The organism is Actinotalea fermentans (genome assembly GCF_007991475.1).
Taxonomy (GTDB): Bacteria; Actinomycetota; Actinomycetes; order Actinomycetales; family Cellulomonadaceae; genus Actinotalea; species Actinotalea fermentans.
Genome location: NZ_BJYK01000009.1, coordinates 96,728 through 122,641, shown reverse-complemented (window position 1 = coordinate 122,641; position 25,914 = coordinate 96,728). Strand labels below are relative to the sequence as shown.

At 73.5% G+C, this 25,914-nt stretch carries 20 protein-coding genes and 1 riboswitch; of the genes, 12 read left to right on the top strand and 8 right to left on the bottom strand.

The features are described 5' to 3' along the window. Nucleotides 1-37: 37 nt before the first annotated feature. A complete protein-coding gene (locus AFE02nite_RS12470; RefSeq protein WP_146819761.1) occupies nt 38-1,273 on the bottom strand; it encodes an FAD-dependent oxidoreductase in 1,236 nt (411 codons plus the stop codon). A 23-nt stretch (nt 1,274-1,296) separates the two neighbouring features. Between AFE02nite_RS12470 and AFE02nite_RS12465 the strand changes: the two genes are divergently transcribed. Then, nucleotides 1,297-1,623: a DUF3017 domain-containing protein gene (locus tag AFE02nite_RS12465; protein ID WP_034248802.1), complete on the top strand. Its 327-nt coding sequence runs from the start codon at nt 1,297-1,299 to the stop codon at nt 1,621-1,623. On the opposite strand, the gene AFE02nite_RS12460 is transcribed toward AFE02nite_RS12465, so the two are convergent. Then, nucleotides 1,620-2,621, bottom strand: a complete 1,002-nt coding sequence (locus AFE02nite_RS12460) for an aquaporin (RefSeq protein WP_052114032.1) — start codon at nt 2,619-2,621, stop codon at nt 1,620-1,622. The two genes, AFE02nite_RS12465 and AFE02nite_RS12460, sit on opposite strands and share 4 nt — an antisense overlap. Before the next feature lie 196 nt (nt 2,622-2,817). Between AFE02nite_RS12460 and AFE02nite_RS12455 the strand changes: the two genes are divergently transcribed. The 4 genes from AFE02nite_RS12455 (at nt 2,818) to AFE02nite_RS12440 (ending at nt 6,690) form a co-directional block, all read left to right on the top strand. Then, complete coding sequence (locus AFE02nite_RS12455) at nt 2,818-4,035, top strand: NADP-dependent isocitrate dehydrogenase (protein WP_034248797.1); 1,218 nt, start codon at nt 2,818-2,820, stop codon at nt 4,033-4,035. A gap of 112 nt (nt 4,036-4,147) precedes the next feature. After that, nucleotides 4,148-5,146, top strand: coding sequence for a malate dehydrogenase (locus tag AFE02nite_RS12450; protein WP_034248796.1), 999 nt, complete (start codon nt 4,148-4,150; stop codon nt 5,144-5,146). A gap of 46 nt (nt 5,147-5,192) precedes the next feature. After that, nucleotides 5,193-5,468 (top strand): DUF167 domain-containing protein, encoded by a 276-nt coding sequence (locus AFE02nite_RS12445; RefSeq protein WP_146819759.1) that lies wholly within the window; start codon nt 5,193-5,195, stop codon nt 5,466-5,468. A 166-nt stretch (nt 5,469-5,634) separates the two neighbouring features. After that, nucleotides 5,635-6,690, top strand: a complete 1,056-nt coding sequence (locus AFE02nite_RS12440) for an alpha/beta hydrolase-fold protein (protein ID WP_186814555.1) — start codon at nt 5,635-5,637, stop codon at nt 6,688-6,690. A gap of 49 nt (nt 6,691-6,739) precedes the next feature. Here the strand turns inward: AFE02nite_RS12440 and AFE02nite_RS12435 are convergent, their stop codons facing one another. Then, nucleotides 6,740-7,096 carry a nuclear transport factor 2 family protein gene (locus tag AFE02nite_RS12435; RefSeq protein WP_052113610.1) on the bottom strand — a complete coding sequence of 119 codons (357 nt, stop codon included), beginning with the start codon at nt 7,094-7,096 and terminating at the stop codon, nt 6,740-6,742. A 155-nt stretch (nt 7,097-7,251) separates the two neighbouring features. Between AFE02nite_RS12435 and pulA the strand changes: the two genes are divergently transcribed. Next, nucleotides 7,252-13,140, top strand: a complete 5,889-nt coding sequence (gene pulA, locus AFE02nite_RS12430; RefSeq protein WP_052113609.1) for a pullulanase-type alpha-1,6-glucosidase — start codon at nt 7,252-7,254, stop codon at nt 13,138-13,140. Between the two features lie 293 nt (nt 13,141-13,433). On the opposite strand, the gene AFE02nite_RS12425 is transcribed toward pulA, so the two are convergent. After that, nucleotides 13,434-14,864, bottom strand: a complete 1,431-nt coding sequence (locus AFE02nite_RS12425; protein ID WP_034245368.1) for an endo-1,4-beta-xylanase — start codon at nt 14,862-14,864, stop codon at nt 13,434-13,436. A gap of 853 nt (nt 14,865-15,717) precedes the next feature. Between AFE02nite_RS12425 and AFE02nite_RS12420 the strand changes: the two genes are divergently transcribed. The 4 genes from AFE02nite_RS12420 to AFE02nite_RS12405 are packed head-to-tail and all read left to right on the top strand — an operon-like array spanning nt 15,718 to nt 19,941. Further along, nucleotides 15,718-16,899, top strand: coding sequence for an ROK family transcriptional regulator (locus AFE02nite_RS12420; RefSeq protein WP_034245366.1), 1,182 nt, complete (start codon nt 15,718-15,720; stop codon nt 16,897-16,899). Continuing rightward, nucleotides 16,896-17,978: a substrate-binding domain-containing protein gene (locus AFE02nite_RS12415; RefSeq protein ID WP_052113607.1), complete on the top strand. Its 1,083-nt coding sequence runs from the start codon at nt 16,896-16,898 to the stop codon at nt 17,976-17,978. The genes AFE02nite_RS12420 and AFE02nite_RS12415 overlap by 4 nt, the downstream gene beginning before the upstream one ends. Further along, nucleotides 17,975-18,733 carry an ATP-binding cassette domain-containing protein gene (locus AFE02nite_RS12410; RefSeq protein ID WP_034245363.1) on the top strand — a complete coding sequence of 253 codons (759 nt, stop codon included), beginning with the start codon at nt 17,975-17,977 and terminating at the stop codon, nt 18,731-18,733. Before AFE02nite_RS12415 ends, AFE02nite_RS12410 begins: the two co-directional genes overlap by 4 nt. Next, nucleotides 18,730-19,941 (top strand): sugar ABC transporter permease, encoded by a 1,212-nt coding sequence (locus AFE02nite_RS12405; protein ID WP_146819756.1) that lies wholly within the window; start codon nt 18,730-18,732, stop codon nt 19,939-19,941. Before AFE02nite_RS12410 ends, AFE02nite_RS12405 begins: the two co-directional genes overlap by 4 nt. Before the next feature lie 88 nt (nt 19,942-20,029). Here AFE02nite_RS12405 and AFE02nite_RS12400 read toward each other — a convergent pair whose 3' ends face one another. The 4 genes from AFE02nite_RS12400 to AFE02nite_RS12385 all read right to left on the bottom strand — a co-directional run bounded on the left by AFE02nite_RS12400 (nt 20,030) and on the right by AFE02nite_RS12385 (nt 24,173). Then, nucleotides 20,030-20,263 (bottom strand): hypothetical protein, encoded by a 234-nt coding sequence (locus tag AFE02nite_RS12400; protein ID WP_034245361.1) that lies wholly within the window; start codon nt 20,261-20,263, stop codon nt 20,030-20,032. Further along, nucleotides 20,260-20,895 (bottom strand): ArsR/SmtB family transcription factor, encoded by a 636-nt coding sequence (locus AFE02nite_RS12395; RefSeq protein ID WP_052113605.1) that lies wholly within the window; start codon nt 20,893-20,895, stop codon nt 20,260-20,262. Before AFE02nite_RS12395 ends, AFE02nite_RS12400 begins: the two co-directional genes overlap by 4 nt. Nucleotides 20,896-20,981: 86 nt before the next feature. Then, a complete protein-coding gene (gene purU, locus AFE02nite_RS12390) occupies nt 20,982-21,878 on the bottom strand; it encodes a formyltetrahydrofolate deformylase (RefSeq protein ID WP_052113604.1) in 897 nt (298 codons plus the stop codon). Between the two features lie 30 nt (nt 21,879-21,908). Further along, entirely contained in the window at nt 21,909-24,173 is a 2,265-nt protein-coding gene (locus AFE02nite_RS12385) for an MMPL family transporter (protein ID WP_146819755.1), read from the bottom strand. Nucleotides 24,174-24,336: 163 nt separating this feature from the next. On the opposite strand from AFE02nite_RS12385, the gene AFE02nite_RS12380 reads away from it, so the two are divergent. Continuing rightward, nucleotides 24,337-25,077 carry a TetR/AcrR family transcriptional regulator gene (locus AFE02nite_RS12380; RefSeq protein WP_034247985.1) on the top strand — a complete coding sequence of 247 codons (741 nt, stop codon included), beginning with the start codon at nt 24,337-24,339 and terminating at the stop codon, nt 25,075-25,077. 124 nt (nt 25,078-25,201) lie between these two features. After that, nucleotides 25,202-25,690: a GNAT family N-acetyltransferase gene (locus AFE02nite_RS12375; protein ID WP_034247984.1), complete on the top strand. Its 489-nt coding sequence runs from the start codon at nt 25,202-25,204 to the stop codon at nt 25,688-25,690. Between the two features lie 91 nt (nt 25,691-25,781). Further along, a riboswitch (ZMP/ZTP riboswitch) is annotated at nt 25,782-25,873 on the top strand. The last annotated feature ends 41 nt before the right edge of the window (nt 25,874-25,914 follow it).

Sequence of the window (25,914 nt, the reverse complement as noted above, 5' to 3'; positions counted from 1 at the left end):
GCGGGCGCTGCGGGCGCTGCGGGGGAGCGCCCGCGCGTCAGGCCGGGCGGAGCGCGGCCTTCAGGGGCGCGGCCGGGTCCGCGAGCACCGCCCGGTCGACGCGCGGCAGCGCTGGTCCGGTGAACAGCCGCCGGGCCGCCGACACGTCGCGCGGGCGGTCGACGGCGAGCACCGCGGTCAGCTCGTCGGTGCCGGCGCGCAGCCACGCGGCGCCGAACCCACCCTCGCCCGGCGCCCCGCGCAGCACGACGTCGTCGCCCGGGCCCGGCAGACCGACGAGGCCCAGGTCGTGGCCGAGCTGGGTGGAGAACACGTAGGGCGCGAGGTCGTGCTCGGGGCCGTCCACCGGCAGGCCGAGCAGCGCCCGGGCCGCGACCGTGGGGCCCCGCAGGGCGCCGTCCCAGTGCCCGCCCGGCAGCCAGCCGTGCCGCGGTGAGCGGCGGCGCGCCAGATCGCCGACGGCGACGACGCGCGGCTGGCCGGGCACCCGGTAGGCCCCGTCGACCTCGATCGAGCCGTCGTGGGCCACGGGCAGCGCGCCGGCCAGCCACGCCGACGACGGCCGCGCGCCGACCGCCGCCAGGACGACGTCGGCCGCGAGCTCCTCGCCGTCGGCGAGCCGTACCCCGTGCGCGTGGGCCTCGACCACCTGCGTGCCCGTGAGCAGCCGGATGCCCGCCGCCGCGTACCACGGCACGGTCAGGGCCCCGATCGCGGGGCCGAGCGCGCCGCCGAGCGGCGCCGCGCCGGCCTCGACGACCGTGACGGTCACCCCAGCGGCAGCGGCGACCCCGGCCACCTCGGCGCCGACCCAGCCGGCCCCCACGACGACGAGGCGCGCGCCCGGGCGCAGCGCCGCGCGCAGGGCGGCGGCGTCGGCGGCCGTGTGCAGGGTGCGGGCGCCCGCGAGCGCCGCCGGCAGGACGGCGTGGGCGCCGGTCGCGAGGACCGCGGCGTCGGCGGCGACCTCGCCGGCCACCGTCGTGACGCGGACGCCGGAGCCCTCGACGGCGAGCCCGGTGGCCGGCTCGGCGAGGCGGACGTCGTCGGCCGTGAGGGCGAGCCCCTCGTCCGCGAGCCAGACCGGCTCGGTGCGCGTCAGCAGCTGCTTGGACAGCGGCGGGCGGTCGTAGGGCGGCAGGCCCTCGGCCCCGAGCACCGTCAGGTGGCCCGCGAAGCCCTCGGCGCGCAGCGCCGCGACGGACGCGGCGGCGGCCAGGCCGCCCCCGACCACGACCACCGAGGACGGCGGCAGCGGTCGGTCCTCGGGCACTCGTCAACGGTAACCTGACCGACGTGACGGAGGAGGAGCGGCACCGGGCACCCGCGCTCTGGGTGGTCGCGACGGGCCTCGCGGTCGCGATCGGGACCGGCTACCTCGTCGGCGCGACCGAGGGGCTGCTCGTGCTGGCGGTGACCCTGACCGGGGCCGCCGTCGCGCGCCTGCTGTGGCGCGGCCGCCGCCCCGAGGGCGTCGCGGTGCGCTCGGTCTGGCAGGACGCCGTCCTGCTGCTGGCGATGGCCGCCGCCATCGCCACCCTCGCCCTGACCCCCGGTGTCTCCTCGGGCACCGGGGGCGTCCCGCGCACGGGACAGACGACGGGTCAGGCCGGGACGAGCTAGCGGCGCTCGTCCTCGTCGTCCGTGACGATGACGGTCTCCTCGGTGACGACGACGACCGTCTCGGCGTCGTCCGCCTCGTCGAGCTCGTCGTCGCCGTCGAGCACGTCGTCGTAGGCCTCGGCGTCGTACGCGGCGGGCGGCGCCGGCGCGAAGGCGAGCACCAGGAGGCCGACGATCGCGGCGCCGATGAGCGGGGCGGCCCAGAACAGCCACAGCTGGCTGAGGGCGTCGCCGCCCGCGAACAGGGCGGCGGCCGTGGAGCGCGCCGGGTTGAGGCCGGCGTTCGTGATGAGCCCCGTGACGAGGATCATCGCGCCGAGCGTGCCGCCGATGGCGAACGGTGCGGTCGACGCGGCGGCCTTGCGGCCCGTGACGCCGAGGATGACGGCGACGAACACGGCGGTGCCGACGACCTCGAGGATGAGCGCCGTCTTGAGGTCGAACGTGATGGCGTCGAGCCCGGCCTGCGAGGTGTAGCCCTGGGTCTGGGCGAAGAGCGGCGACTGCTCGCCCCAGCCGTTGGCGACCGTGGCGAAGAAGTCGGCAGTCCCGGCGTCGGGGTTGCCCGTGATCGCGGCGGCGAGGCCCTTGGGGATCGCGACGACGAGGACGACCGCCGCGAGCAGCGCACCCACGACCTGGGCGGCCCAGTAGGCGAGCATGTCGACGAACGACACGCGGCCGGCGAGGGCGGCGCCGAGGCTCACGGCGGGGTTGAAGTGGCCCCCGGAGACGTGGCCGAACGCGGCGATGAGGCCGGCGAGCACGAGCGCGGTCGCGACGGCGACGCCGAACAGCCCGATCGAGGTGAGGTTCGCGTAGAGCGCGGAGCCGAGGATCGTCAGCACGAGGGCGAACGTCCCGAGCACCTCGGCGCCGACGCGCGGCAGCAGGCCGACCCGCGGCGGCGCCTCGGTCACGCCCGCCTCGCCGAGCAGGTGGGGCTGGACGGCGGTGCCGGGCGGGTGCGCGAGGTAGGGATCCGGTGCGGTGGACATGGCTGTCCCTTCGGCGTATTTCGGGCTGTGGACGGCCCCGATCATGCCACGGGGCCCGTGCGGCGCGACCGGTGGGCGGCGACCACCTCGCTGTGCTTCTGCTGTGTGACGGCGGCGAGGGCCGGCGTCGTGAAGATCTCTCGACGTCGAGTAATCTTGGGGGCGCATCGTCGAGCACACGGGGAGAGCAGAGCGCATGGCGAAGATCACGGTGGCCGGCCCGGTCGTCGAGCTCGATGGCGACGAGATGACGCGCATCATCTGGCAGGCCATCAAGGACCGCCTCATCCACCCGTACCTCGACGTGGACCTGCGGTACTACGACCTGTCGATCGAGAACCGCGACGCGACCGACGACCAGGTCACCGTCGACGCGGCGAACGCGATCAAGGAGCACGGCGTCGGCGTCAAGTGCGCCACGATCACCCCCGACGAGGCGCGCGTCGCCGAGTTCGGCCTGAAGAAGATGTGGCTGTCCCCGAACGGGACCATCCGCAACATCCTCGGTGGCGTCGTCTTCCGCGAGCCGATCATCATCTCGACGATCCCGCGCCTGGTCCCGGGCTGGACCAAGCCGATCGTCATCGGCCGTCACGCGTTCGGCGACCAGTACCGCGCCACGAACTTCAAGGTCGACCGCCCCGGCACGCTCACGCTGACCTTCACCCCGGAGGACGGCTCGGAGCCGATCCAGCACGAGGTCATCCGCTTCCCCGAGGAGGGGGGCGTGGCGATGGGCATGTACAACTTCACGAAGTCCATCCGCGACTTCGCCCGCGCGTCGTTCGCCTACGGCCTGCAGCGCGGCTACCCGGTGTACCTGTCGACCAAGAACACGATCCTCAAGGCCTACGACGGCGCCTTCAAGGACATCTTCGCCGACGTCTACGAGACCGAGTACAAGGCGGCGTTCGAGGCCGCCGGCATCACCTACGAGCACCGCCTGATCGACGACATGGTCGCCGCCGCGATGAAGTGGGAGGGCGGCTACGTCTGGGCCTGCAAGAACTACGACGGCGACGTGCAGTCCGACACCGTCGCGCAGGGCTTCGGCTCGCTCGGCCTCATGACGTCCGTCCTGATGACCCCGGACGGCCGCACGGTCGAGGCCGAGGCCGCGCACGGCACGGTCACCCGGCACTACCGCCAGCACCAGGCGGGCCAGCCGACGTCGACCAACCCGATCGCCTCGATCTACGCGTGGACGCGCGGGCTCGCGCACCGCGGCAAGCTCGACGGCACCCCCGAGGTGGTCGGCTTCGCGAACACGCTCGAAGATGTCGTGGTGAAGACGGTCGAGAGCGGCGCGATGACGAAGGACCTCGCACTGCTCGTCGGGCGCGACACGCCCTGGTTGACCACCGAGGAGTTCCTGGCGACGCTCGACGAGAACCTCGGGCGGCGCCTCGCCTGACCTCGCCCGGCCCGCGGCCGGCGAGCAGCAGCACCTGCCCCACCCTGGCCCCGCGCCAGGTCCCAGGCCGTAACCCCAGGCCCACCGGCCGACGACGACCGAAGGAGCACCCATGGCGGGCACCACCGAGAACGCGCCGGTCACCGTCACCGTGACCGGCGCCGCCGGCCAGATCGGGTACGCGCTGCTGTTCCGCATCGCGTCCGGCGACATGCTCGGCCCCGACACCCCCGTGCGCCTGCGCCTGCTGGAGATCCCGCAGGCGGTCAAGGCGGCCGAGGGCACGGCGATGGAGCTCGCCGACTGCGCGTTCCCGACGCTCGAGTCCGTCGACATCTTCGACGACGCGCGCAAGGCGTTCGACGGCGTCGGCGTCGCGCTGCTGGTCGGCGCCCGCCCGCGCGGGCCGGGCATGGAGCGCGGCGACCTGCTCGAGGCGAACGGCGGCATCTTCGGCCCGCAGGGCGAGGCGATCAACGCCGGCGCGGCGAGCGACGTGCGCGTGCTCGTGGTCGGCAACCCGGCCAACACGAACGCGCTGATCGCGGCGTCGCACGCGCCCGACGTGCCGGCCGACCGGTTCACCGCGATGACCCGCCTGGACCACAACCGGGCCCTGTCGCAGCTGGCCACGAAGACCGGCATGCCGGTCAGCGCGATCCGCCGGATGACCATCTGGGGCAACCACTCGGCGACCCAGTACCCGGACGTCTTCCAGGCGACCATCGGCGGCCGGCCGGCACCGGAGGTCCTCGACCAGCACTGGGTGGAGCACACGTTCATCCCGACGGTCGCCCGCCGCGGCGCCGCGATCATCGAGGCGCGCGGGGCGTCGTCGGCGGCCTCCGCCGCGAACGCGGCGATCGACCACGTGCGCACGTGGGTGCACGGGACGCCCGAGGGCGACTGGACCTCCGCGGCCATCGTGTCCGACGGCTCGTACGGCGTGCCCGAGGGCCTCGTGTCCTCCTACCCGGTCGTCTCGCGCGAGGGCCGGTGGGAGATCGTCCAGGGGCTCGAGCTGAACGAGTTCTCCCGCGCCCGGATCGACGCCTCGATCGCCGAGCTCGTCGACGAGCGCGACGCCGTCCGCGACCTCGGCCTCCTCTAGCCGCGGGTGGTCCCGGCTGGAGCCCGGGGCGCGGGAGGATGGGGCCGTGAAGGTCGACATCCGCGTGCGCCCCGGCGCCTCGCGCACCCGTGTGGGTGGCGCGCACGCCGGCCGGCTCGTGGTCGCGGTGGGCGCGCGGGCGGTGGACGGCGCCGCGACCGAGGCCGCGCTCGCGGCGGTCGCGGACGCGTTCGGCCTCCGACGCCGCCAGGTCGCCCTGGTCACCGGGCTCACCTCCCGCGACAAGACGGTCGAGCTCGACCTGCCCGACCACGTCGCGACGGCGGCCGCACGGGCCCGGCTCGAGGCGCTGCTCGGGTAGCGGGCGGGCCGGCGCGGCCTGCCGCGGCTGCGACCGTCGGGCTCCAGACCGGATCGTGACGACCTGGTGACCGGATCGTCACCGGAGGGCGCCCGTTCCGTGTCCCTGGCCGTCTAGCGTCTCCGGTCGGGCACGGCGCGGCGGGCGCCGTCGGGCGGGAGGCATCGTGCGCGCAGGTCGGACTCTGGTGGCGGGGCTCGCCGCCCTCGCGCTCGCGGGCGTGCTCGGCGGCTGCGGCGGCGCCGCCGACGGGGCGGCCGACGCGGCAGGACCCGAGGCCGACCAGGCGGCCGCCGGCCGGACGCCCGCGGAGGACCTCGGCGAGGGCCGCTCCGTCGCCGAGACCGTCCCGACGCCGTCGCTCGCGAACAACATCCTGGGCGACCCGGCCGAGCGCGACGTCGTCGTGCACCTGCCCCCGACCTACGACACCTCCGACGCGCGGTACGCGGTCGTCTACTACCTCGCCGGGGCCGACGAGCCCGTGGGCCGGCTGCGCAGCCTGGCGCCCGTCCTCTGGTCGGAGATGGGCAAGGAGGGCATGCGCGAGCTCATCGTGGTCGAGCTGGACGGCGAGAGCTCGATGGGCAACACCTTCTACGCGAACTCGCCGGTGACGGGGAACGCGGAGGACGCCCTCACCCAGGACCTGGTCGCGTACGTCGACGCGACGTACCGCACGATCCCCGAGGCCGCCTCACGCGGGCTGTCCGGCTTCTCGATGGGCGGGTCGGGCGCGATCAACGTGGGCCTGGCCCACCCGGAGGTCTTCGGTGCGCTCTACGCGGCCTCGCCGGGGCTGTTCCGGCCGGCGGACGGCCTGGCCGGCTTCCTCGCCGACAACGGCGCGTGGGACTGCTACGGCGCAGCCTTCGCGCCGGCCCCGCAGGCGCCGTACCCGCACCACCTGTCGATCGACCCGAGGGCGCCGCTCAGCGCCCAGGACCCGGCCGCCGTCGCCGCGTGGGAGTCCGGGTACGGCGACCTCGAGCGCAAGGTCGCGGACTACCTCGCCCAGCCCGAGCGCCTGGCGGCCATCCGGATCGCGTACGGCACGGCGGACGGCTACCGCTGGATCCCCGAGGGCTCGGAGTACCTGCTCGGGCTCCTCGCCGAGGACGGGATCCCGGCGAGCTCGAACGTCTTCACCGGCGGGCACACGCTCGACACCGGCTTCCCGGGGGACCTGGTCGCGTTCTTCTCCGCGAACCTCGCCGGCTGAGGGGCCCCGGCGGCGCCGGCGGCGCCGTGCGCCGGCCCGCGCCGGCCCGTCAGCGGGGCGTCTGCTGGTGGAACGCGAGCCGCCAGCCGCCCGCGCGGCGCACGTACAGGCTCGAGACGAGCGCCGCGTACGGCGTCTCGTCGCGCTCGGCGGCGGCCGAGTAGGTGACGACGGCGACGTCGTCGGTGACGTGCTGCACCGCCCAGTCGGACAGGTGGTACCAGTCCCACGGCGCGCCCGACATGGCCTTGAGCGCCGCGGGCCGGCTGGTGATGGTCAGGCCGCCCGGCAGGAGCATCGTGACCTGGGTGTCGAGCACCGAGTTGTAGAAGGCGATGACGGTGCCGCCGCCCGCCCGCAGCGCCTGCCAACCCTGGTCCTCGAGGCCGATGAGCTCGTCGTCCATGGACCCATCCTGCTCACCCGGGCCCGCGCGCGCAGGGCGGTGGGGACGACCGCCGTCAGTCATCCCATTGCTGGATCTTGCTGCAACGCGTTACAGTCGCGCACCGGCCATTCACCCGGGTGAAATCACGCGAACCCTGGCGACGAGGGGGTCCCATGTCCGCGGCATCCGTACGCCCGCACGCATCTCACCGTTCCGGCCCGGGGCGCCGACGCGCGGCGGTCGCCGCCGCGACGACCCTCGCGCTCGGCGTGACCGGCGTCGTCGCGCTCCTGCCGACCGCGGCCATCGCCGCCGACGGCGAGCGCAGCCCGGCGCTCGTCGGCAGCCTGCAGACCGAGCTGGGCTGCGGAGCCGACTGGCAGCCGGCCTGCGCCGAGACCGAGCTGGCGCCGACCGCGGTGCCGGGCGTCTACGCGGCCGAGCTCGAGCTCGCGCCCGAGGGGGCCGCGCCGCCGGAGGGCTACGCGTACGAGTACAAGGTCGCCCTCGACGACGAGTGGACCGAGAACTACGGGGCGGACGGCGTCGCGGGCGGCGCGAACATCCCGCTGATCGTCGGTGGCCCCACGCGCCTGCGCGTCGTCTACGACGACACCACGCACCGGATCGCGATCCAGCCCCTCGACCTCGCGGGCGACTACACGGCCGCCGACGACGCGCTCGTGGCCCCGCCCGTGCGCCAGCCCGGCTCGACCGAGCAGTTCTACTTCGTCATGACCGACCGGTTCGCCAACGCCGACGCGTCGAACGACGCCGGCGGCCTCACCGGCGACCGCCTGGTCACGGGCTTCGACCCGACCGACAAGGGCTTCTACAACGGCGGCGACCTCGCCGGCCTGCGCGCCCAGCTGCCGTACATCGACGGGCTGGGCACGACGGCGATCTGGCTCACGCCGTCGTTCAAGAACCAGCCGGTGCAGGGCGCCGGGACCGCCGACGTCTCCGCCGGCTACCACGGCTACTGGATCACGGACTTCACGCAGATCGACCCGCACCTGGGCACGAACGCCGAGCTCGAGGCGCTCATCGACGAGGCGCACGCCCGCGGGATCAAGGTCTACTTCGACATCATCACCAACCACACGGCCGACGTCATCGACTACGCCGAGGGCCAGTACTCCTACATCGACCAGGCGACGAGCCCGTACTTCCTGGCCGACGGCGTCACGCCCTTCGACCCGGGCGCCAACGCGGGCAGGGACGACTTCCCGACGCTCGACCCGGTCGCCTCGTTCCCCTACACGCCGGTGGTCGACCCGCAGGACGCGGACCTCAAGGTCCCGGCCTGGCTCAACGACGTGACGGCCTACCACAACCGCGGGAACTCGACCTACAGCGGCGAGTCCACCACGTTCGGCGACTTCTCCGGCCTGGACGACCTCATGACCGAGGACCCGCGGGTCGTCGACGGGTTCGTCGACGTCTACCAGTCCTGGATCGACCTGGGCATCGACGGGTTCCGCATCGACACCGTCAAGCACGTGAACCTCGAGTTCTGGGAGGAGTGGACCACCCGCGTCCTCGACTACGCCCACGCGCACGGCAAGCCGGACTTCTTCATGTTCGGCGAGGTGTACGACGCCGACCCGGCCAAGCTCTCCCCGTACGTGCGCCGGACCGACATGAGCTCGGTGCTGGACTTCACGTTCCAGTCCGCGGCGTCGCGGTTCGCCCGCGGGTTCGAGCCCACCACGCTGAGCGAGCTCTTCGCCGGCGACGACATGTACACGACGCCGACCACGAGCGCCTCCGCCCTGCCGACGTTCCTCGGCAACCACGACATGGGCCGCATCGGCTTCTTCGTCGCGGGGAACGGGAACGGCCTGGAGCGCTCGGAGCTCGCGCACTCGCTGATGTACCTCACGCGCGGCCAGCCGGTCGTCTACTACGGCGACGAGCAGGGGTTCGTCGGCCTGGGCGGCGACAAGAGCGCCAGGCAGAGCATGTTCGCGTCGCAGGTGGCCGAGTACACCGGCCAGCTGCTGCTGACCGGCGAGACGGTCGGCTCGGCCGACCGGTTCGACACCGACGCGCCGCTGTACGAGCACATCGCCGGCCTGGCGGCCCTGCGCGACGCGACGCCGGCCCTCGAGTCGGGCGCGCAGATCGAGCGTCCGGTCTCCGGGGCGGGCGAGGACTCCGTGTACGCGTTCTCGCGCGTGCAGCGTGACGAGAAGATCGAGCACCTCGTGGCGGTGAACAACGCGGCCGACGCCGCCACCGTCACCGTCGACACGCTCACCCCGGGCGCGGGCTTCGCCCCGCTCTACGGCGGCCACGCACCCGTGACGGCCGACGCCGACGGCGCCGTCACCCTCACGGTCCCGGCCTTCTCCGCCGTCGTGCTCGTGGCGGACGCGCCAGTCGCGGCGGGCGCGGGCGACATCGCCGTCGACCTGCCGACGCCGGGCGCGGCGCTCACGGGCGTCAGCCCGGTGCGCGCGGACGTGCCGGACGGCGTGTGGGCCGAGACCTCGTTCGCGTACCGCCTGGTGGGCACGGACGCGTGGACGCCGCTCGGCACGGCCGAGACGACGACGCCGCGCGTCTTCCACGACGTCTCGGGGCTCCCCGCCGGCGCCCTCGTGGAGTATCGCGCCGTGAGCGTGGACGCCGCGGGGACCACGGTCGCCGCCTCGACGTACGGGTCGGTCGGCGTCGGGGTCGACGGCGTCGTGCCGGAGGACCCGGAGGAGCCCGGGCCGGTCCCGGGCCGGACCGACCTGGTCGTGTCCATCCCCGGCACGCTGAACTCCGAGCTCGGCTGCACGGGCGACTGGGACCCGGGTTGCACGGAGATCAGGCTGGGGCACCTGGCGAACGGCGTCTACGCGGGCACCTTCACGGTCCCGGCGGGCACCTGGGAGTACAAGATCGCCATCGGCGGCACGTGGGACGAGAACTACGGCGCGGGCGGCGTGGGCGGCGGGGCGAACGTGTCCTTCACGCTGGCCTCCGCGCAGGCCGTCACGTTCGTCTACGACGACGCGACGAAGTGGTTCACCTCCTCGGCGCAGGGCCCGCTGATCACGCTGCCGGGCTCGTACCAGAGCGAGGTCGGCTGCCCGGGCGACTGGCAGCCGGAGTGCCTGGTCACGTCGCTGCAGGACAAGGACGGCGACGGCGTCTACACGTACACGGCGGCGGCGATCCCGGCCGGCGCGTACGAGGTGAAGGTCGCGCACGAGCTGTCGTGGGGCGAGAACTACGGCGCCGGGGGAGCGCGCGACGGGGCGAACATCCCGTTCAGCGCCCCGGGCGGCAAGCCGGTGACGTTCACCTACGACATCACGACGCACGTCCTGACGATCGAGATCACCGACCCGCCGCTGCCCGGCCTCGGCCAGCAGCAGGCGCACTGGGTGGACGCGGGGACGATCGCCTGGCCGGCGGAGCTCGTCGGCGACGCCGACCCGGCCGGCCTCACCTGGCGCCTGCACCACGCCCCGGACGCCTCCCTCGAGGTGGCCGACGGCGCCGTCCAGGGCGGCGAGGCCGTCGAGCTCAGTGCGGCGGCCGGCGCCCTGACCGACGAGCAGCTGGCGCGCTTTCCGCAGCTCGCGGGCTACGTCGCCCTGACCCTGCCCGACGCCGTGGACCGCGCCGACGTCGAGGCGTGGCTGCGCGGGGAACTCGTGGTGGGGCAGTACGAGGGCGACGACCTCACGGCCGTCACCGGCGTGCAGATCCCGGGCGTGCTCGACGACCTGTGGGCCGCCGACGCCGCGGACCGCGCCCTCGGCGCCACCTGGGGCCGCGGCGGCAGGCCGACGCTCGCGCTCTGGGCCCCGACGGCGCAGGACGTCGACCTGCTCCGCTGGCCCGACGCCGACCTGTCGGCCGAGCCGACGCGGACGGCCATGGAGCGCCAGGCGGACGGCTCCTGGACGGTGACGGGCGCGCGGTCGTGGTCCGGCGACGCGTACCTGTACGAGGTGACGGTCTACGCGCCGAGCACCGACGCCGTCGAGGTCAACCAGGTCACCGACCCGTACTCGGTCGCCCTGACGATCAACTCCACGCACTCGGTGCTGGTGGACCTCGACGACCGGGCGCTCCAGCCGCGCGAGTGGCGCCACGCCCGTCAGCCCGACGTCGAGCCGGTCGACCAGACCATCTACGAGCTGCACGTGCGCGACTTCTCGATCAACGACGCGACGGTGCCGGCCGACCTGCGCGGGACGTACCTCGCGTTCGCCCAGCGCCGCTCCGACGGCCGTGAGCACCTGCGCGACCTGGCCGAGGCCGGCCTGACGACCGTGCACCTGCTCCCGACGTTCGACATCGCGACGATCGAGGAGGACCGGAGCGCCCAGCAGACGCCGCCGTGCGACCTCGCGTCGTTCCCGCCGGACTCGGCCGAGCAGCAGGCCTGCATCGACCAGGTCCGCGACACCGACGGGTACAACTGGGGCTACGACCCGCTGCACTGGTCGGCGCCCGAGGGCTCGTACGCGGTGAACCCGGACGGCGGGGCGCGCGTCGCGGAGTTCCGCACGATGGTCGGCGCGCTGCACGCCGACGGCCTTCAGGTCGTGCTCGACCAGGTGTTCAACCACACCTCGGCGAGCGGCCAGGCGCCGTTGTCGATCCTCGACCGCGTGGTGCCCGGGTACTACCACCGGCTGAACGCCGTCGGGGCCGTGGAGACCTCCACCTGCTGCCAGAACATCGCGACCGAGCACGCCATGGCCGAGAAGATGATGGTCGACTCGGTGGTCGTCTGGGCCCGCGACTACAAGGTCGACGGCTTCCGCTTCGACCTCATGGGTCACCACTCGCGCGAGACCATGCTCGCCGTCCGCGAGGCGCTCGACGGGCTCGACCGGTGGCGCGACGGCGTCGACGGCGAGGACGTGTACCTCTACGGCGAGGGCTGGAGCTTCGGCGAGGTGGCCGACAACCGCCTGTTCACGCAGGCGACGCAGGGTCAGCTGGGCGGCACCGGCATCGGCACCTTCAGCGACCGGCTGCGCGACGCCGTCCGCGGCGGCGGCCCGTTCGACGAGGACCCGCGGATCCAGGGCTTCGGCTCGGGTGCGTACGTCGACCCGAACGGGGCGGCGGTCAACGGTGACGAGGCCGCGCAGCTCACGCGGGCGCAGCACCAGGCCGACCTCGTGCGCCTCGGCCTGGCGGGCAACCTCCGCGACTTCGCGTTCCTCACCAGCGCGGGCGTGGTGCAGACCGGCGCCGAGCTCGACTACAACGGGCAGCCCGCCGGGTACGCGGACTCGCCGGAGGAGGTCGTCACCTACGTCGACGCCCACGACAACGAGACGCTCTGGGACGCCCTGACGCTCAAGCTCCCCACGGACACCCCGATGGACGAGCGCGTGCGCATGAACACCCTGTCGCTCGCGACGACGGCGCTCGCCCAGACCCCGTCGTTCTGGCACGCGGGCGCGGACCTGCTGCGCAGCAAGTCGCTGGACCGCAACTCCTACAACTCCGGCGACTGGTTCAACACCCTGGACTGGACGGGGGAGGACAACGGGTTCGGCCACGGCCTGCCGCCGGCGGGCGACAACGAGGCGAAGTGGCCGTTCCAGCAGCCGCTGCTCGCGGACCCGGCCCTGCAGCCGACCGCCGACGACGTGGCGACCGCCACGCAGGCGGCGCAGGACCTGCTCGAGCTGCGGTTCTCGACCGACCTGTTCCGCCTCGGCGACGCCGACCTGATCGAGCAGAAGGTCTCGTTCCCGGCGAGCGGGCCGGACGCCGACCCGGGTGTGATCGTCATGCGGATCGACGACACCGTGGGCCGGGACGTCGACCGCCGCCTGGACGGGGTGCTCGTGGTCTTCAACGCCACGCCCGAGGAGGTGTCGGTCCCGATCGCCGGGCTTGCCGGCGACCGGTACGCGCTCTCGCCGGTCCAGGCCCGCGGCAGCGACGACGTCGTGCGCGGCACCGAGTGGGACCGGGCGACCGGGACCGTGACGGTGCCGGCCCGGACGGTCGCGGTCCTGGTTGACGACCAGCACCGGCAGGGCTGGACGTGGCCGTGGGAGGGCGGCTGGCACTGGCCGTGGTCGTGACGACCGGCCGGCACGAGCGGTGAGAGATGCGGGGGCCGGCCGCCCCTCCGGCCCCCGCACACCCGTCCGCACGCTCCCGAGCTGCCGGTGCCCCGTGGCCGCACATGGCGGCCCCAGGCACGGGAGGTGCGGCGACGGCACCGGGCCGCCCGCCCGGTGCGACGCGGCGGCCCGTCTCGGGAGTCCCGGGACGGGCCGCCGACGTCTGGTGCGCCCCCGGTCCGGACGAGCGCCGCCCGGACCGGGGACGTGCCTTGGTGGTCACCTCGAGGAGGTCACCGTCGCTGGTGGGATCAGCCCACCGTGCAGTTGACCGACGGCCAGGTCCAGTTGCCACCGTGCTGGACGGTGAACCCGAACGAGGTCGAGGCACCCGGCGCGAGGTAGCCGTTGCCCTGCGGCCGCATCACCATGCGGTACTGGTCGGGCCACGTCGGCGAGCCGTTCCAGGTGGCGATGATCCGCTGCGGGTACTGGACGATGACGTTCGAGGTCCAGCTGGAGATGGCCGCCGTCCCGGTGTTGCGGATCGTGACCGTGCCGTTGAACCGGTCGTTCCACTTCTGGCCCTCGGAGTACGTCGCCGAGCAGCTCGTCGTGCCCTGGCCGGGGTCGGTCGGGTCCGTCGGGTCGGTCGGGTCCGTGGGGTCGGTCGGGTCGGTGGAGATGCCGCCCGGCGTGGCCCGCACACCCTGGCCCGAGTTCAGCTGGCCCAGGACCGAGGTGTACGCGGCCTTCTTGTTGCCGTAGCTGTCGAACAGCAGCGGGGTGCCGCTGGCACGCCACGAGTCGGAGTCGCGCACGCCCCAGACCGTCACGCCGGTGCAGCGGGAGACGGCCATGCAGGCCTGGATGACGCCCTTGTACTGGTCGGCCTGCGAGCTGCCCGAGCCCTCGATGTCCAGCTCGGTGATCTGCACGTCCACGCCGAGGTCGGCGAAGTTCTGCAGGGTGGTGTGGTAGTTCGACGGCACCGGGTTGCCCGAGTTGAAGTGGGCCTGGAAGCCGACGCAGTCGATCGGCACGCCGCGCGCCTTGAAGTCCTTGACCATGTTGTACACGGCCTGCGTCTTGGCGTGGTTCCAGTTGTCGGTGTTGTAGTCGTTGTAGCAGAGCTTGGCGTTCGGGTCGGCGGCGCGGGCGGCGCGGAACGCGGCCTCGATCCAGTCGTTGCCCGTGCGCTGCAGGTTGGAGTCACGACGGGCGCCGGAGCTGCCGTCGGCGAACGCCTCGTTGACGACGTCCCAGGCGTAGATCTGGCCCTTGAAGTGCGTGGCCACCTGCGTGACGTGGTTCAGCATGGCGTTGCGCAGGGCCGTGCCGGACATGTTCTGCATCCAGCCGGGCTGCTGCGAGTGCCAGGCCAGCGCGTGACCGCGCACCTGCATCCCGTTCTGCCGGGCCCACGAGACGAGACGGTCGCCGCTGCTGTAGTTGAACTGGCCCTGGTTGGGCTCAGTGGCGTCCATCTTCATCTCGTTCTCGGCCGTCACCATGTTGAACTCGCGCGCGGCGATGGTGGAGTAGGTCGAGTCGCTGCTCAGCCGGCTGACGGCGATGGCGGTGCCGAAGTAGCGGTTGCTCTCGGCGGCGGCCGTGTCGAGAGTGGACCCTGCGGCGACGGCCGGCAGACCTGCGGCCGCGAGCGTGAGGACGCCCGCCGCTGCGATGGCCTGCACGGCGCGACGTGCGCCCGCGTGGCCGGACATGCGTGGTGACTTCATCGAAGAACCCTTCTGATCGGTGGCCGTGACCGGGCGGTCTGCCCGGACCGGCTCGGGACCGGCTCGGTCCCCGTCGCTCCGCCGACCTGACCGTCGGCGGCACTGCTGCCCCCGTCCCCCTCTCGTTCTGCAACGTTGGACGACCCGCGCAGCCGGAACCGCGGCGGGCGAGATCGCCGCAGTCGTCCCTGCGTCGTGGTGCGTCGTGTGCTCTCGGTGCGCCGGTGACACCGGCGCGCGGCCCCGGTGGCGGGGCCGGCCCGATCAGGGCCCCGGAGGTCCCGGCGGCGCGGCGGACGACGGCGTCGTCGTCGCCCTTCCGACCGGTCCGGACATCTGCCCTCCTGCGCCGCGGCTCCGGACCGGTGCCGTGCGCCCTTCGGACGACCGCCCCGTGGCCCGAGTCACACCCTGTGACACGGCACACCGTGCGCTGTGGCGCGGGCGTCGTCAATGGACGCGAAGGGCATCGATAGTTTCGAAGGCGACGACGACCGTGTCGGCGGCGCTGAGGCGTGGGAACCCTCCCAGCGCCCCGGCCTCGACGGATGCGGTCGCCCATGTCCGCCCTGAAACACGCTGGAAACGTGGGCAGAATCGGACAAAGCGATAGTTTCGCGTCTCGCTATGCGGACGCCTTCTGCGGGGGTCCGTCTCGCGGCGGGACGGCGGTCGCGGCGGGCGCAGACGCGGCCCCGTCGTGACGGCGGGGCCGCGGCACGCCTCTCAGCCGAACGTCTCGCACGGTCCCGTGGTCGCCGCGGCGGGCGTGCGGGAACCGGCTCTCGTCATCCAAGCGGCTGGCGGGCGTTGGCGTCAACAAATGAAGACAATGGACGCGATACTGTCTGCCGTGCCCAAGGACCGGGTGCCGCCTGGCTCCCAGACCTCCCTGCGTGAGGCGAACCGTGCCCGCATCATCGACGCGGTGCAGCAGCGCGGTGCCATCACGCAGGTCGAGCTCGTCGGCGTCACGGGTCTGTCGGCCGCGACGATCTCGAACATCGTCAAGGAGCTGACCGCCGCCGGGGTCCTCAACACGGCGCCGACGTCGCGCAGCGGCCGACGGGCGCAGATGGTCAGCCTCGCCCGGAACCTGGGTCTGGTGGCCGGCGTGCACTTCGCCGAGCGGTCGCTGCGGGCGGTCCTCGCCGACGTCACGCAGCGCGTCGTCGCCGAGCAGCGGCTGCCCCTCCCGCCCGACCACCGGGCCGACAGCGGCCTCGACCGCGTCGCCCAGCTCATCGAGGAGATGGTCGACTCGCTCGGCGCCTCCATGACCGAGGTGCTGGCCGTCGGCGTCGGCATCCCGGCGCCGGTCGACGCCACGACGGGCATGGTCTCGGCGTCGGGCGTGCTGCGCGGGTGGGACTGGGTGCCGGTGCCCCAGGTGCTGGGGGAGCGGCTGGGGCTGCCCGTGCGCGTGGAGAACGACGCGAACCTGGGCGCCCTGGCCGAGCACCGGATCGGCGCCGCGATCGGCACCCGCAACCTCGTCTACCTGCGGGCGTCGTACGGGCTAGGCCTGGGCCTGATCGTGGACGGGCACCTCGTGCACGGCCGCAGCGGCGCGGCGGGCGAGCTGGGGCACATCGTGGTCGACCCCGACGGCGCACCCTGCCGGTGCGGGAAGCGGGGCTGCCTGGAGACGACGGCAGGCGCCACCGCGCTGCTCGGCACGCTCCAGGCCGATCGCGGCCACCTGGCGCTGCGCGACGTCGTCACCCAGGCGCTCGAGGGCGACGCCGGACTCACGCTCGCGCTCGCCGCGGTCGGCCGTCACCTCGGTCGCCAGCTCGCCGTCGTCTGTACCCTCCTGGATCCGGAGATCGTCGTGGTCGGTGGTGAGCTGGCGCGTGCCGGCGCGATCCTGCTCGACCCGCTGCGTGCGGAGCTCGCCGCAGGCGCGCTGCACGGGACCGCGGGGCCGGTGCCCGTCGTGCCGGCAGCGCTGGGCGAGCAGGCTGAAGCGCGCGGCGCGGTCGCGCTCTCGGTCGAGGCTTCCCGCATCGTCGTCGCAGGGGGTGTCGGGTGAACGCACGGCGGAGGTGCCGGACGGCGGCCATCCACGCCTCGCTGCTCGTCTGCGCGCTGGTGCTCGCGGCGTGCGCGCCCGCCGCGTCGCCGCAGTCCAACGAGGACGTCATCGCCTTCCTGCTCCCCGAGTCGAAGACCTCGCGCTACGAGACCACCGACCGCCCCGAGTTCGCCAGCGTGATCTCGCAGGACTGTCGTGACTGCCGCCTGATCTACGCGAACGCCGGGCAGGACGCCGCGCGTCAGCAGCAGCAGGCGGAGTCGGCCCTCAGCCAGGGCGCAGACGTGCTCGTGCTCGACCCCGTCGACTCGGTGGCTGCACGGACCATCGTCGAGGCAGCCACCGCGCGCGGCGCCGCCGTCATCGCCTACGACCGGTTCATCTCCGGTGCGCCGCTCGACTTCTTCGTGTCCTACGACGCCGGTCGGGTCGGGCAGATCCAGGGAGCAGCGCTCGCCGAGGCGCTCAAGGACGACGTCGGCCCGGGCCAGGGGCTGCTGGCGGTGCACGGCGCTCCCACCGACTCCAACGCCGCGACGATCAAGAAGGGCCTCCGCGAGGCGCTCTGGGGCAGCGGGCTGACGATCCTCGCGGAGTACGACACACCCGACTGGAGCCCCGACGCATCTCAGCAGTGGGTGGAGTCGCAGCTGACGGTGTACGGGGATCGCGTCGTGGGCGTGTACGCCGCGAACGACGGCACGGCGGCGGGCGCGATCTCTGCCCTGCGGGCTGCGGGGATGGATCCAGCCGTACCGGTCACCGGGCAGGACGCCGAGCTGGCGGCGATCCAGCGGGTCGTCGCCGGCGACCAGCTGATGACCGTCTACAAGCGGATCGGCCAGCAGGCGCGCCTTGCCGCGGCGCTCGCGATCCGTCTGCTTCGCGGTGAGCAGCCGACGGCGGACCTGCTCGTGGAGGGCGTTCCGACCCGCCTGCTCACTCCGGTCGAGGTGACGCAGGACAGCGTCCGCTCGGTCATCATCGACGGCGGGGTCTTCACCGTCGACGAGATCTGCACCACTGCCTATCGGCAGGCCTGCCAGGACCTGGGGCTGCTCGAGGAGGGCTCATGACACGTCCCCCCGTGATGTCTCTGCGCGGCATCACCCACAGCTTCGGCGCCGTCCGGGCTCTCATCGACGTCGACCTCGACGTGTCGGCCCACGAGGTCGTGGCGGTCGTCGGCGACAACGGTGCCGGGAAGTCGACGCTCGTCGGCGTGATGGCGGGCGCCCTGGTGCCCGACGCCGGCGAGGTGGTGGTCGACGGCCGCGAGGTTCGCCTCAGCTCGCCGGGCCTCGCGCGCCAGCTCGGGATCGCCACGGTGTTCCAGGACCTCGCCCTGTGCGAGGACCTCGACGTCGTCGAGAACCTGTTCCTCGGCCAGGAGCTGCGGCGCGGACCCGTGCTCGACGAGGTCGCCATGGAGCGCGAGGCGCTCCGGCTCCTTGCCCAGCTCTCCGCGCGGGTGACCTCCGTGCGTGGACCGGTGTCGGGACTGTCCGGCGGCCAGCGCCAGGCGGTGGCGGTGGCGCGGGCCCTCCTCGGTGAGCCCCGCGTCCTCGTGCTGGACGAACCCACGGCAGCCCTGGGCATCACGCAGACCGCGGAGGTGCTCAACCTCGTCGAGCGTGTGCGGGACCGGGGCTACGGCGTCGTGCTCGTGAGCCAGAACATGGCGGACGTGCAAGCGGTCGCCGACCGTGTGGTCGTGCTGCGGCGCGGCCGGGTCAACGGCGACTTCGACGCGGAGACCGCGAGCTACGAGGACATCATCGCCGCGATCACGGGGATCGCCCCGACCCGTCGGAGAGGAGGGGTCTCATGACCGTGCCTGTGGTCGACCGCGGAGGCATTCCTGTCGCGGACCGGCCGGACTGGCGGTGGCGTTCGTGGGACGAGCGGGACCCCGGGCGGATACCCGTGCTCATCGCGCTCGTGCTCATCGCCCTGGTGTTCCAGGCGCTGAACGGCGCGTACCTCTCCGCGGACAACCTGGTGAACCTGGCGCTCCAGGCGTCCACGACAGGCATCCTCACGCTCGGCGTCGTGCTGGTCCTCATGGTCGGGCAGATCGACCTGTCCGTGGGCGCCGTCAGCGGCGTCGCCGCGGCGGTCGTCACCGTCGGCTTCGTCCGCGCGGGCTGGCCGTTGATCGTCGCGGTGCTCGTCGCGGTGGCCGTCGGTACCGCGCTCGGGGCCGGGTACGGCTGGATGTTCGCCCGGCTCGGCGTACCGAGCTTCGTCATCACGCTCTCCGGACTCATGGTCGGCGTCGGTCTGCAGGCGCAGGTGCTCGGGCCGACGGCCTCCGTCAACCTGCCCTACGAGTCCGGCCTCGTGCGTTTCGCCCAGCAGACCTTCCTCCCGCCCGTGCTCTCGGCGGGGCTGGTCGTCGCGGTGGTTCTCGCGTACACGACCAGCCGCCTCGTGGATCGGCGGCGCAGGATCGCCGCGGAGCTGTCGGCCCCGTCGCTCGGGGCGACGGCGGCGCGGATCGCGGCGCTGGCCGCAGGCCTGGGGGTGCCCGTCTGGTACCTCAGCCGGGGGCGCGGCGTCGGTGCGATCGTCGCTGTGTTCATCGGCCTGGTGTGGGCGACCGACATCGTGCTGCGGCGTACCCAGTGGGGGCGCTCGGTGCGTGCGATCGGCAGCAGCGTGGAGTCGGCCCGTCTGGCCGGCTTCCCGGTGCGGCGCGTGTACATCGCGGCCTTCATGGCTTGCGCGGGACTTGCGGCGCTGGCGGGGGTCCTCTCCGCGGGTCGGTTCGCCGCGGCGAACCAGAGCACGGGCGGCGCGGACCTGACGCTCACGGCGATCGCGGCAGCCGTGATCGGTGGTACCAGCCTCTTCGGCGGCCGCGGGAGCGCATGGTCGGCCGTTCTGGGCGTCGCGGTGATCCACGCGATCTCGTCCGGTCTGACGTTGCTCACGGCGGACGGCTCGCTGCGCTACATCGTGACGGGCGTGGTCCTGGCGCTGGCCGTCACTGTTGATGCGGTGTCGCGGCGGTCCAGGGGCGTTCCCGGCCGCTGACCCACCCCTCGAGTGGAACGAACCTGCTGGTGACTCTCCTCGAGTGGAACGTTGTGCTCCTGTTTCGTTCCACTCGAGTGTTGGGCGGTCAGAAGCCCGGGAGGCGCTGGGCGAGCGCTGCCGTGCGCAGCTCCTCCAGGTGCGTCTCCGCGCGGGCGGCGGCCACCCGGCCCGACGGCGCCCGGTGCCCGGCCTGGCGGCGCTCGACGTGCAGCTCCACCTGCTCGGTGACGCGCACGACGACGCTGCCGCGGACGCGGCCGAGCCAGAGGACGGGCATGCGCAGGCGGAACGTGCGGGCGTCGACGGCGATGGTGGTCATGGCCGGTCCTCCGTGGTCTCGTGGGTGGCGGCGGTCCCGTGCTCGGGGCCCGTCTCGTCGGGGAAGCTGTCGGGGTTGACGGTCGCGAACAGGCGACCCAGGCGTGCGCCCTCCGGTCGGAGCGAGGGGTCCGCGGTGCGGCCGGCGAAGCGGTCGGTCAGGTGGGTGACGGCCTCGACGAGCTCGCGCATCTCGTCGGCCGTGGCCCAGAACGTCGAGGTCGTCACGCTGACCGTGTCGCGCCACTCGTCGGGCCGGTCCGGATGGGTGGCCATGAAGGAGCGCACCCGGTCGGCCTCGCGCGTCACCACCAGCCCGACCAGCTCGGACATCGCGATGAACGAGGTCGGGTCGGCCGGGTCGACGTCGAGCGTGCGGCTGCGCGTCACCGGGCGCCAGGGCTTCTCGCGCCCCCGGCTCGGCGCCGGCTCGATGAAGCCGGCCTTCGCGAGGGTGCGGAGGTGGAACGAGCAGTTCGCGACGGTCTCGCCGGTGTGCTCGGCGCACTGCGTCGCGGTGGCCTCGCCGACGTCGCCGAGGAAGTCGAGGAGCTCCAGGCGCAGCGGGTGGGCGAGCGCGCGGATCCGCGACGGGTCGGTGATCGCCGGGGTGGTGGGTGCGTCGTCGGGCATGTGCGCAACACTAGTTGCGCAACGAACCTTTAGCAAGAGTTCTTGCGAAAGAGTTCTTTCCTACGGTCTCGACCGGGTTGGGAAGGTCAGCGGAACACGATCGTCCGGTGGCCGTTGAGCAGGATCCGGTGCTCGGCGTGCCAGCGCACGGCCCGCGCCAGGGCGCGGCGTTCGACGTCCTGACCGAGCCGCACCATGTCCGCCACGCTCTTGGTGTGGTCCACCCGCTCGACGTCCTGCTCGATGATCGGGCCCTCGTCGAGGTCCGCCGTCACGTAGTGCGCCGTCGCGCCGATGAGCTTGACCCCGCGGTCGTGCGCCTGGGCGTACGGGCGGGCGCCCTTGAACGACGGCAGGAACGAGTGGTGGATGTTGATGACCTTGCCCTCGAGCGCCCGGCACAGGTCGTCGGACAGGATCTGCATGTAGCGGGCGAGGACCACGAGCTCCACGTCCAGCTCGCGGACCAGGGTGAGCAGCCGCGCCTCGGCGTCGGCCTTGGTCGCCTGGGTGACGGGCATGTGGTGGAACGGCACCCCGTAGAACTCGGCGAGCCCGGCCAGGTCCGTGTGGTTGCCGACGACGCCGACGATCTCGACGGGCAGGCCCTCCTCGCGCTGGCGGAACAGCAGGTCGTGCAGGCAGTGGGCCGCGCGCGAGACGAGCACGAGCGTCCGCACGGGCCGCCCGACGACGTCGAGCCGCCACGCCATCTCGAAGCGCGGCGCGAGCGCCTCCAACGCCGCCGTGAGCTCCTCGCGCGAGGCCGCGGACTCCACCTGCACCCGCATGAAGAACAGCCCGCTCACCTGGTCCCCGAACTGCTGGGACTCGGTGATGTTGCCGCCGTGCTCGGCCAGCAGCCCGGCGACCGCGTGCACGATGCCGGGCCGGTCCGGGCAGGACAGGCTCAGCACCCAGTGCGTGGGCGCGGGGGAGCGGCTCGGATCCGTCGGGGGCTGGTCGGCGTGCTGGGTCTCCACGAGCGCTGAGGGTAGTCGTGATGCCGCGCGTCAGCGGGTGGCGACCAGCTCCCGCTCGCTGCCCGATGGCGTCCCGGCCGGCGCGCCGTCGTCCTCCGGTGCGCCCTCGTCCAGGCCCAGGCGGGCCTGCAGGCGGGCGAGCGGCGCGGGCAGCCACCAGTTCGCGCGGCCGAGTAGCCGCATCGTCGCCGGGACCAGCAGCGCGCGGACCACCGTCGCGTCGAGCGCCACGGCCAGCGCGAGCCCGACGCCGATCACCTTGAGGAAGGTGACGCCGCTGGTCGCCATCGCCGCCAGCACCACGACCAGCAGGAGCGCGGCGGACGTGATGGTCCGGCCGGACCGCTGCAGGCCGAGCGCGATCGAGGTGGCCTCGTCGGTGCCGCGCCGGTGCTCCTCGCGGATGCGGCTGAGCAGGAACAGCTCGTAGTCCATGGCCAGGCCCAGGGCGATGAGCCCGATGAGCACGAGGTTCGCCGCCTCGACGCGCCCGGTGGTGGTGAAGTCGAGCGCGCCGGACAGGTGGCCCTGCACGAAGCCCCACGTCACCAGGCCGACGGTCGCGCCCAGGGACAGCGCGTTCATCAGCACCGCCTTGAGCGGCAGCACCACCGAGCCGAGCGCCGCGAAGAGCAGCACCATCGTCACCCCGGCCACGAAGAGCAGCGTCCACGGCAGCACCCGCGTGATCGCGGCGACCGCGTCGATGCCGGCGCTCGCCGCGCCGCCGACCAGGGCCGTCACATCCGGCCCGACGCCGGGCAGCCGGCCGTCGTCGGCCATGGCGCGCAGGCTGTGGACGAGGTCGCGGGTCGTGGCGTCGTCGGTGTCGCCCGGGGTGGTGATCTCGACGTGGGTCACCGTGGCCGCGCCGTCGCCCGTCTGCCCGACGACGCGCGCGGTGCCGGCGTGCGGCAGCGCGGCCATCGCGGCGACCGCGTCGCGCAGCCCGCCGTCGCTCACGGACCCCGTCAGCACGACGTCGACGGTCGTCGCGGCGGCCGCGGGGAACTGCTCGGTGAACAGGTCGGCGTCCTGGCGCGTGGCCGACGACGCGGGCAGGTCCCGCACGTCCGTCTCGCCGGCGACCAGGTCGAGCGCGGGGGTGGCGAGGAGGCCGAGGCCCGCGGTGGCGGCGACGACGACCGTGACCGGCCGGCGCAGGACGCCGCGGGCCAGGCGCGCCCAGCCGCCGTCGGGCCCGGGCGTGCCCGCGGTGCGCCGGCGGCGCAGGCCACGCACGCGCTCGGTGAGCGAGCGGGGGAGGCGTCCGGCGTCGACGCGCGGGCCGAGCCAGGCGAGCAGCGCCGGCAGCAGGGTGAGCGAGAGCGTGACGTCCACGAGCACGACGGCGATGCCGCCCAGGCCCATCGAGCGCATGAACATCTGCGGGAAGAACAGCAGCCCGATGAACGCGATGGCGACGGTGAGGCCGGAGAACGCGACGGTGCGGCCCGCGGTGGCGACGGTCGTGCGCACCGCCGCCCCGACGTCGTCGGTGCGCCGGATCTCCTCGCGGAACCGGCTGACCATGAACAGCGAGTAGTCGATCGCCAGGCCCAGGCCGAGGATCGTCGTGACGTTGAGCGCGAACGTGGAGATCTCGGTGACGGCGGCGACGGCCCGCAGCACGAGCATGGCGCCGACGATCGCGATGCCGCCGATGGCGACCGGCAGGGCCGCGGCGGTGAGGCTGCCGAAGATGAGCACGAGCAGCACGAGCACGATCGGCATGGCGAGCATCTCGGCACGGGCGATGTCCTGCTCGGTGCGCTGGGTGAGCTCGGCGAACGCGGGCCGCTGGCCGGCGAGGTGCGTCTCCCACGGCTCGGGGGCGCGCAGGTCGTCGCGGATCCGCTCGTACGCGGCGGCGCGCTCCTCGTCGTCGGCGCCGGCGAGAGCGATGGCGGCCATCGTGGTGCGCCCGTCCGTGCCGACGAGACCGGCGCGGGCGGCGTCGGGCAGGCCGGGGGTCCACGGGCTGAGGACGGCGGTCACGTCGGCCGCGGGCAGGTCGGCGAGCACGGTGCGCAGCTGCGCCGCGTAGGCCGGGTCGGCGGGGGTGAGGGTCGGGTGCCGCCACAGCACGACGACGTCGCCCGGCTCGCGCCCGAACGCGGCCTCGAGGGCGACGGCGGCCTTGGTCGACTCGGCCTGCGGGTCGGTGAAGCCGCCCTCGCTGACCTCGTCGGCGACGCCGGGGCCGACGATCGCGGCGACGACGGCGAGCAGCGCTGCCGCGCCGATGACGAGGCGCCTGCGGGTGTGGGCCAGGCGGCCGAGTCGGCTGAACATGTGACGCCTCCGGGTACTCTTGCGTGACAGGCGATTGCCACGGCGAACGCCGTACGCATTCGTTAACGGTGTTTGCTAACGGTGTATACCCGAGCACATACTGTTAGCGGGTGTCAACGGTGTTCTCGCATGGTGGTGGTCGCCCAGCACCGGAGGAGGGGTCATGACGACGACGACGGAGTCGCGCCGGGACCGTCAGCGCGCCGCGACCGAGGCGGAGATCAAGGAGGTCGCCCGGCGCCAGCTCGTCGCCTCCGAAGGGGCCGAGCTGAGCCTGCGCGGCATCGCGCGTGAGATGGGCATGACGGCGCCCGCCCTCTACCGCTACTTCGAGAGCCTCGAGGCCCTCACGCAGGAGATGTGCCACGACTTCGTCCACGAGGTCGCCGAGGCGATCGACGCGCGGATGGCCGGGGCCGGTCGCGACCTGGCGACGCGCGTGCACGTGGCGATCCGGGCCTTCCGGGACTGGGCCGTCGCGAACCCGGCGGAGTTCGGCCTGATCTTCCGCTCGAAGGGTCCCGGGCCTGTCGCGTTCGCCGGCGCGGAGCAGGCCGAGTGGACCGACGACTGCAGCCACAGCCAGTCCTTCGCGCGCCTCTTCCTGGACCTGTTCGTCGACCTCTGGGCCGAGCAGCAGCCGATCGAGCTGCCCGACGAGGAGCACCTGCCCCGCGACGTCGTCGAGCAGCTCGCCGCCCTGCGGCGCCTCATCACGGTCGACGTGCCCGACGGCGCCGTCTGGGTCTTCGCGCACGCCTGGGTGCGCCTGTACTCGGTGATCGCGCTCGAGGCCCTCGGGCAGCTGGAGTTCATGTTCGCCGACGTCGAGCCCTACTTCGAGGCCGAGCTGCACGCCGTCGTGCACACGCTCGGCATCGACTACGTCCCGCGCGAGCCCTGACCCCGCCCACCCGTGTGGAGCGTTCCCGACGCGACGCGCGGGCGTGTCGGTCGGGAACGCTCCACACGCGGCGCGAACGCTCCACTCGCGCGGGTGACGCTCCGCACGTGCCACGATGTCCGGCATGGATGCGCCCGAGGTGAGGATCGACGTCGTCGACAGCGACGAGGCCGGCGAGCTGCTGACGCTGCGCCGCGCCGCATTCGTGGCCGAGGCCCAGGAGTACGGCGACCCCTTCATCCCCCCGCTCACGCAGACGCTCGACGAGCTGCGCGCGGACCTGGCGCGCACGGACGTCGTCACGCTCGCCGCGTGGGTGGCTCACCGGATGGTCGGGTCCATCCGCGTCGAGGTCGAGGGCACCAAGGCGACGCTGGGCCGGCTCGTCGTCGTGCCGGACATGCAGGGCAAGGGCATCGGCACGCAGCTGCTGCTGGCGATCCCGCCCTACCTGCCCCCGGAGACCTCCGAGGTCTGGGTGTTCACCGCGCGCGACGCCGTGCACAACCTCGCCGACGCGTACGAGGGCGAGAACGAGGCGCTCGGCGACCTCACGTACGCCTACCTGCGCCGCATCCTCGGTGCAGGCGGCACCCTGCCGACCCAGGGCTGAGCGCAGCCCTCGCCGCCCGACGGCGCCGCTCGCCGTCGGCTGCCAGGTGCCGGATATGCGGCGGCATCGCCGGGCGGCGGCTTGCTAGGCTGGGCCGGGTCGCGACTGGCGGACAGATCAGGTGGGGAACCACCGGGGAGCGACGCAGCAGCTGACGAGGGGTCGTACGCCTGGGCCCCGGGTCGCCCACCACGTGCGCGCCCCGGCTCGCACTGCTGACCGAG

What these genes read in the sequence shown, in the direction of transcription:
- AFE02nite_RS12410 (WP_034245363.1), top strand. Translation starts at nt 17,975, where the DNA reads ATGACACGTCCCCCCGTGATGTCTCTGCGCGGCATCACCCACAGCTTC.
- pulA (WP_052113609.1), top strand. Translation starts at nt 7,252, where the DNA reads ATGTCCGCGGCATCCGTACGCCCGCACGCATCTCACCGTTCCGGCCCG.
- AFE02nite_RS12455 (WP_034248797.1), top strand. Translation starts at nt 2,818, where the DNA reads ATGGCGAAGATCACGGTGGCCGGCCCGGTCGTCGAGCTCGATGGCGAC.
- AFE02nite_RS12435 (WP_052113610.1), bottom strand. Translation starts at nt 7,096, where the DNA reads ATGGACGACGAGCTCATCGGCCTCGAGGACCAGGGTTGGCAGGCGCTG.
- AFE02nite_RS12375 (WP_034247984.1), top strand. Translation starts at nt 25,202, where the DNA reads ATGGATGCGCCCGAGGTGAGGATCGACGTCGTCGACAGCGACGAGGCC.
- AFE02nite_RS12395 (WP_052113605.1), bottom strand. Translation starts at nt 20,895, where the DNA reads ATGCCCGACGACGCACCCACCACCCCGGCGATCACCGACCCGTCGCGG.
- AFE02nite_RS12400 (WP_034245361.1), bottom strand. Translation starts at nt 20,263, where the DNA reads ATGACCACCATCGCCGTCGACGCCCGCACGTTCCGCCTGCGCATGCCC.
- AFE02nite_RS12405 (WP_146819756.1), top strand. Translation starts at nt 18,730, where the DNA reads ATGACCGTGCCTGTGGTCGACCGCGGAGGCATTCCTGTCGCGGACCGG.
- AFE02nite_RS12380 (WP_034247985.1), top strand. Translation starts at nt 24,337, where the DNA reads ATGACGACGACGACGGAGTCGCGCCGGGACCGTCAGCGCGCCGCGACC.
- AFE02nite_RS12450 (WP_034248796.1), top strand. Translation starts at nt 4,148, where the DNA reads ATGGCGGGCACCACCGAGAACGCGCCGGTCACCGTCACCGTGACCGGC.
- AFE02nite_RS12460 (WP_052114032.1), bottom strand. Translation starts at nt 2,621, where the DNA reads ATGTCCACCGCACCGGATCCCTACCTCGCGCACCCGCCCGGCACCGCC.
- AFE02nite_RS12385 (WP_146819755.1), bottom strand. Translation starts at nt 24,173, where the DNA reads ATGTTCAGCCGACTCGGCCGCCTGGCCCACACCCGCAGGCGCCTCGTC.
- AFE02nite_RS12425 (WP_034245368.1), bottom strand. Translation starts at nt 14,864, where the DNA reads ATGAAGTCACCACGCATGTCCGGCCACGCGGGCGCACGTCGCGCCGTG.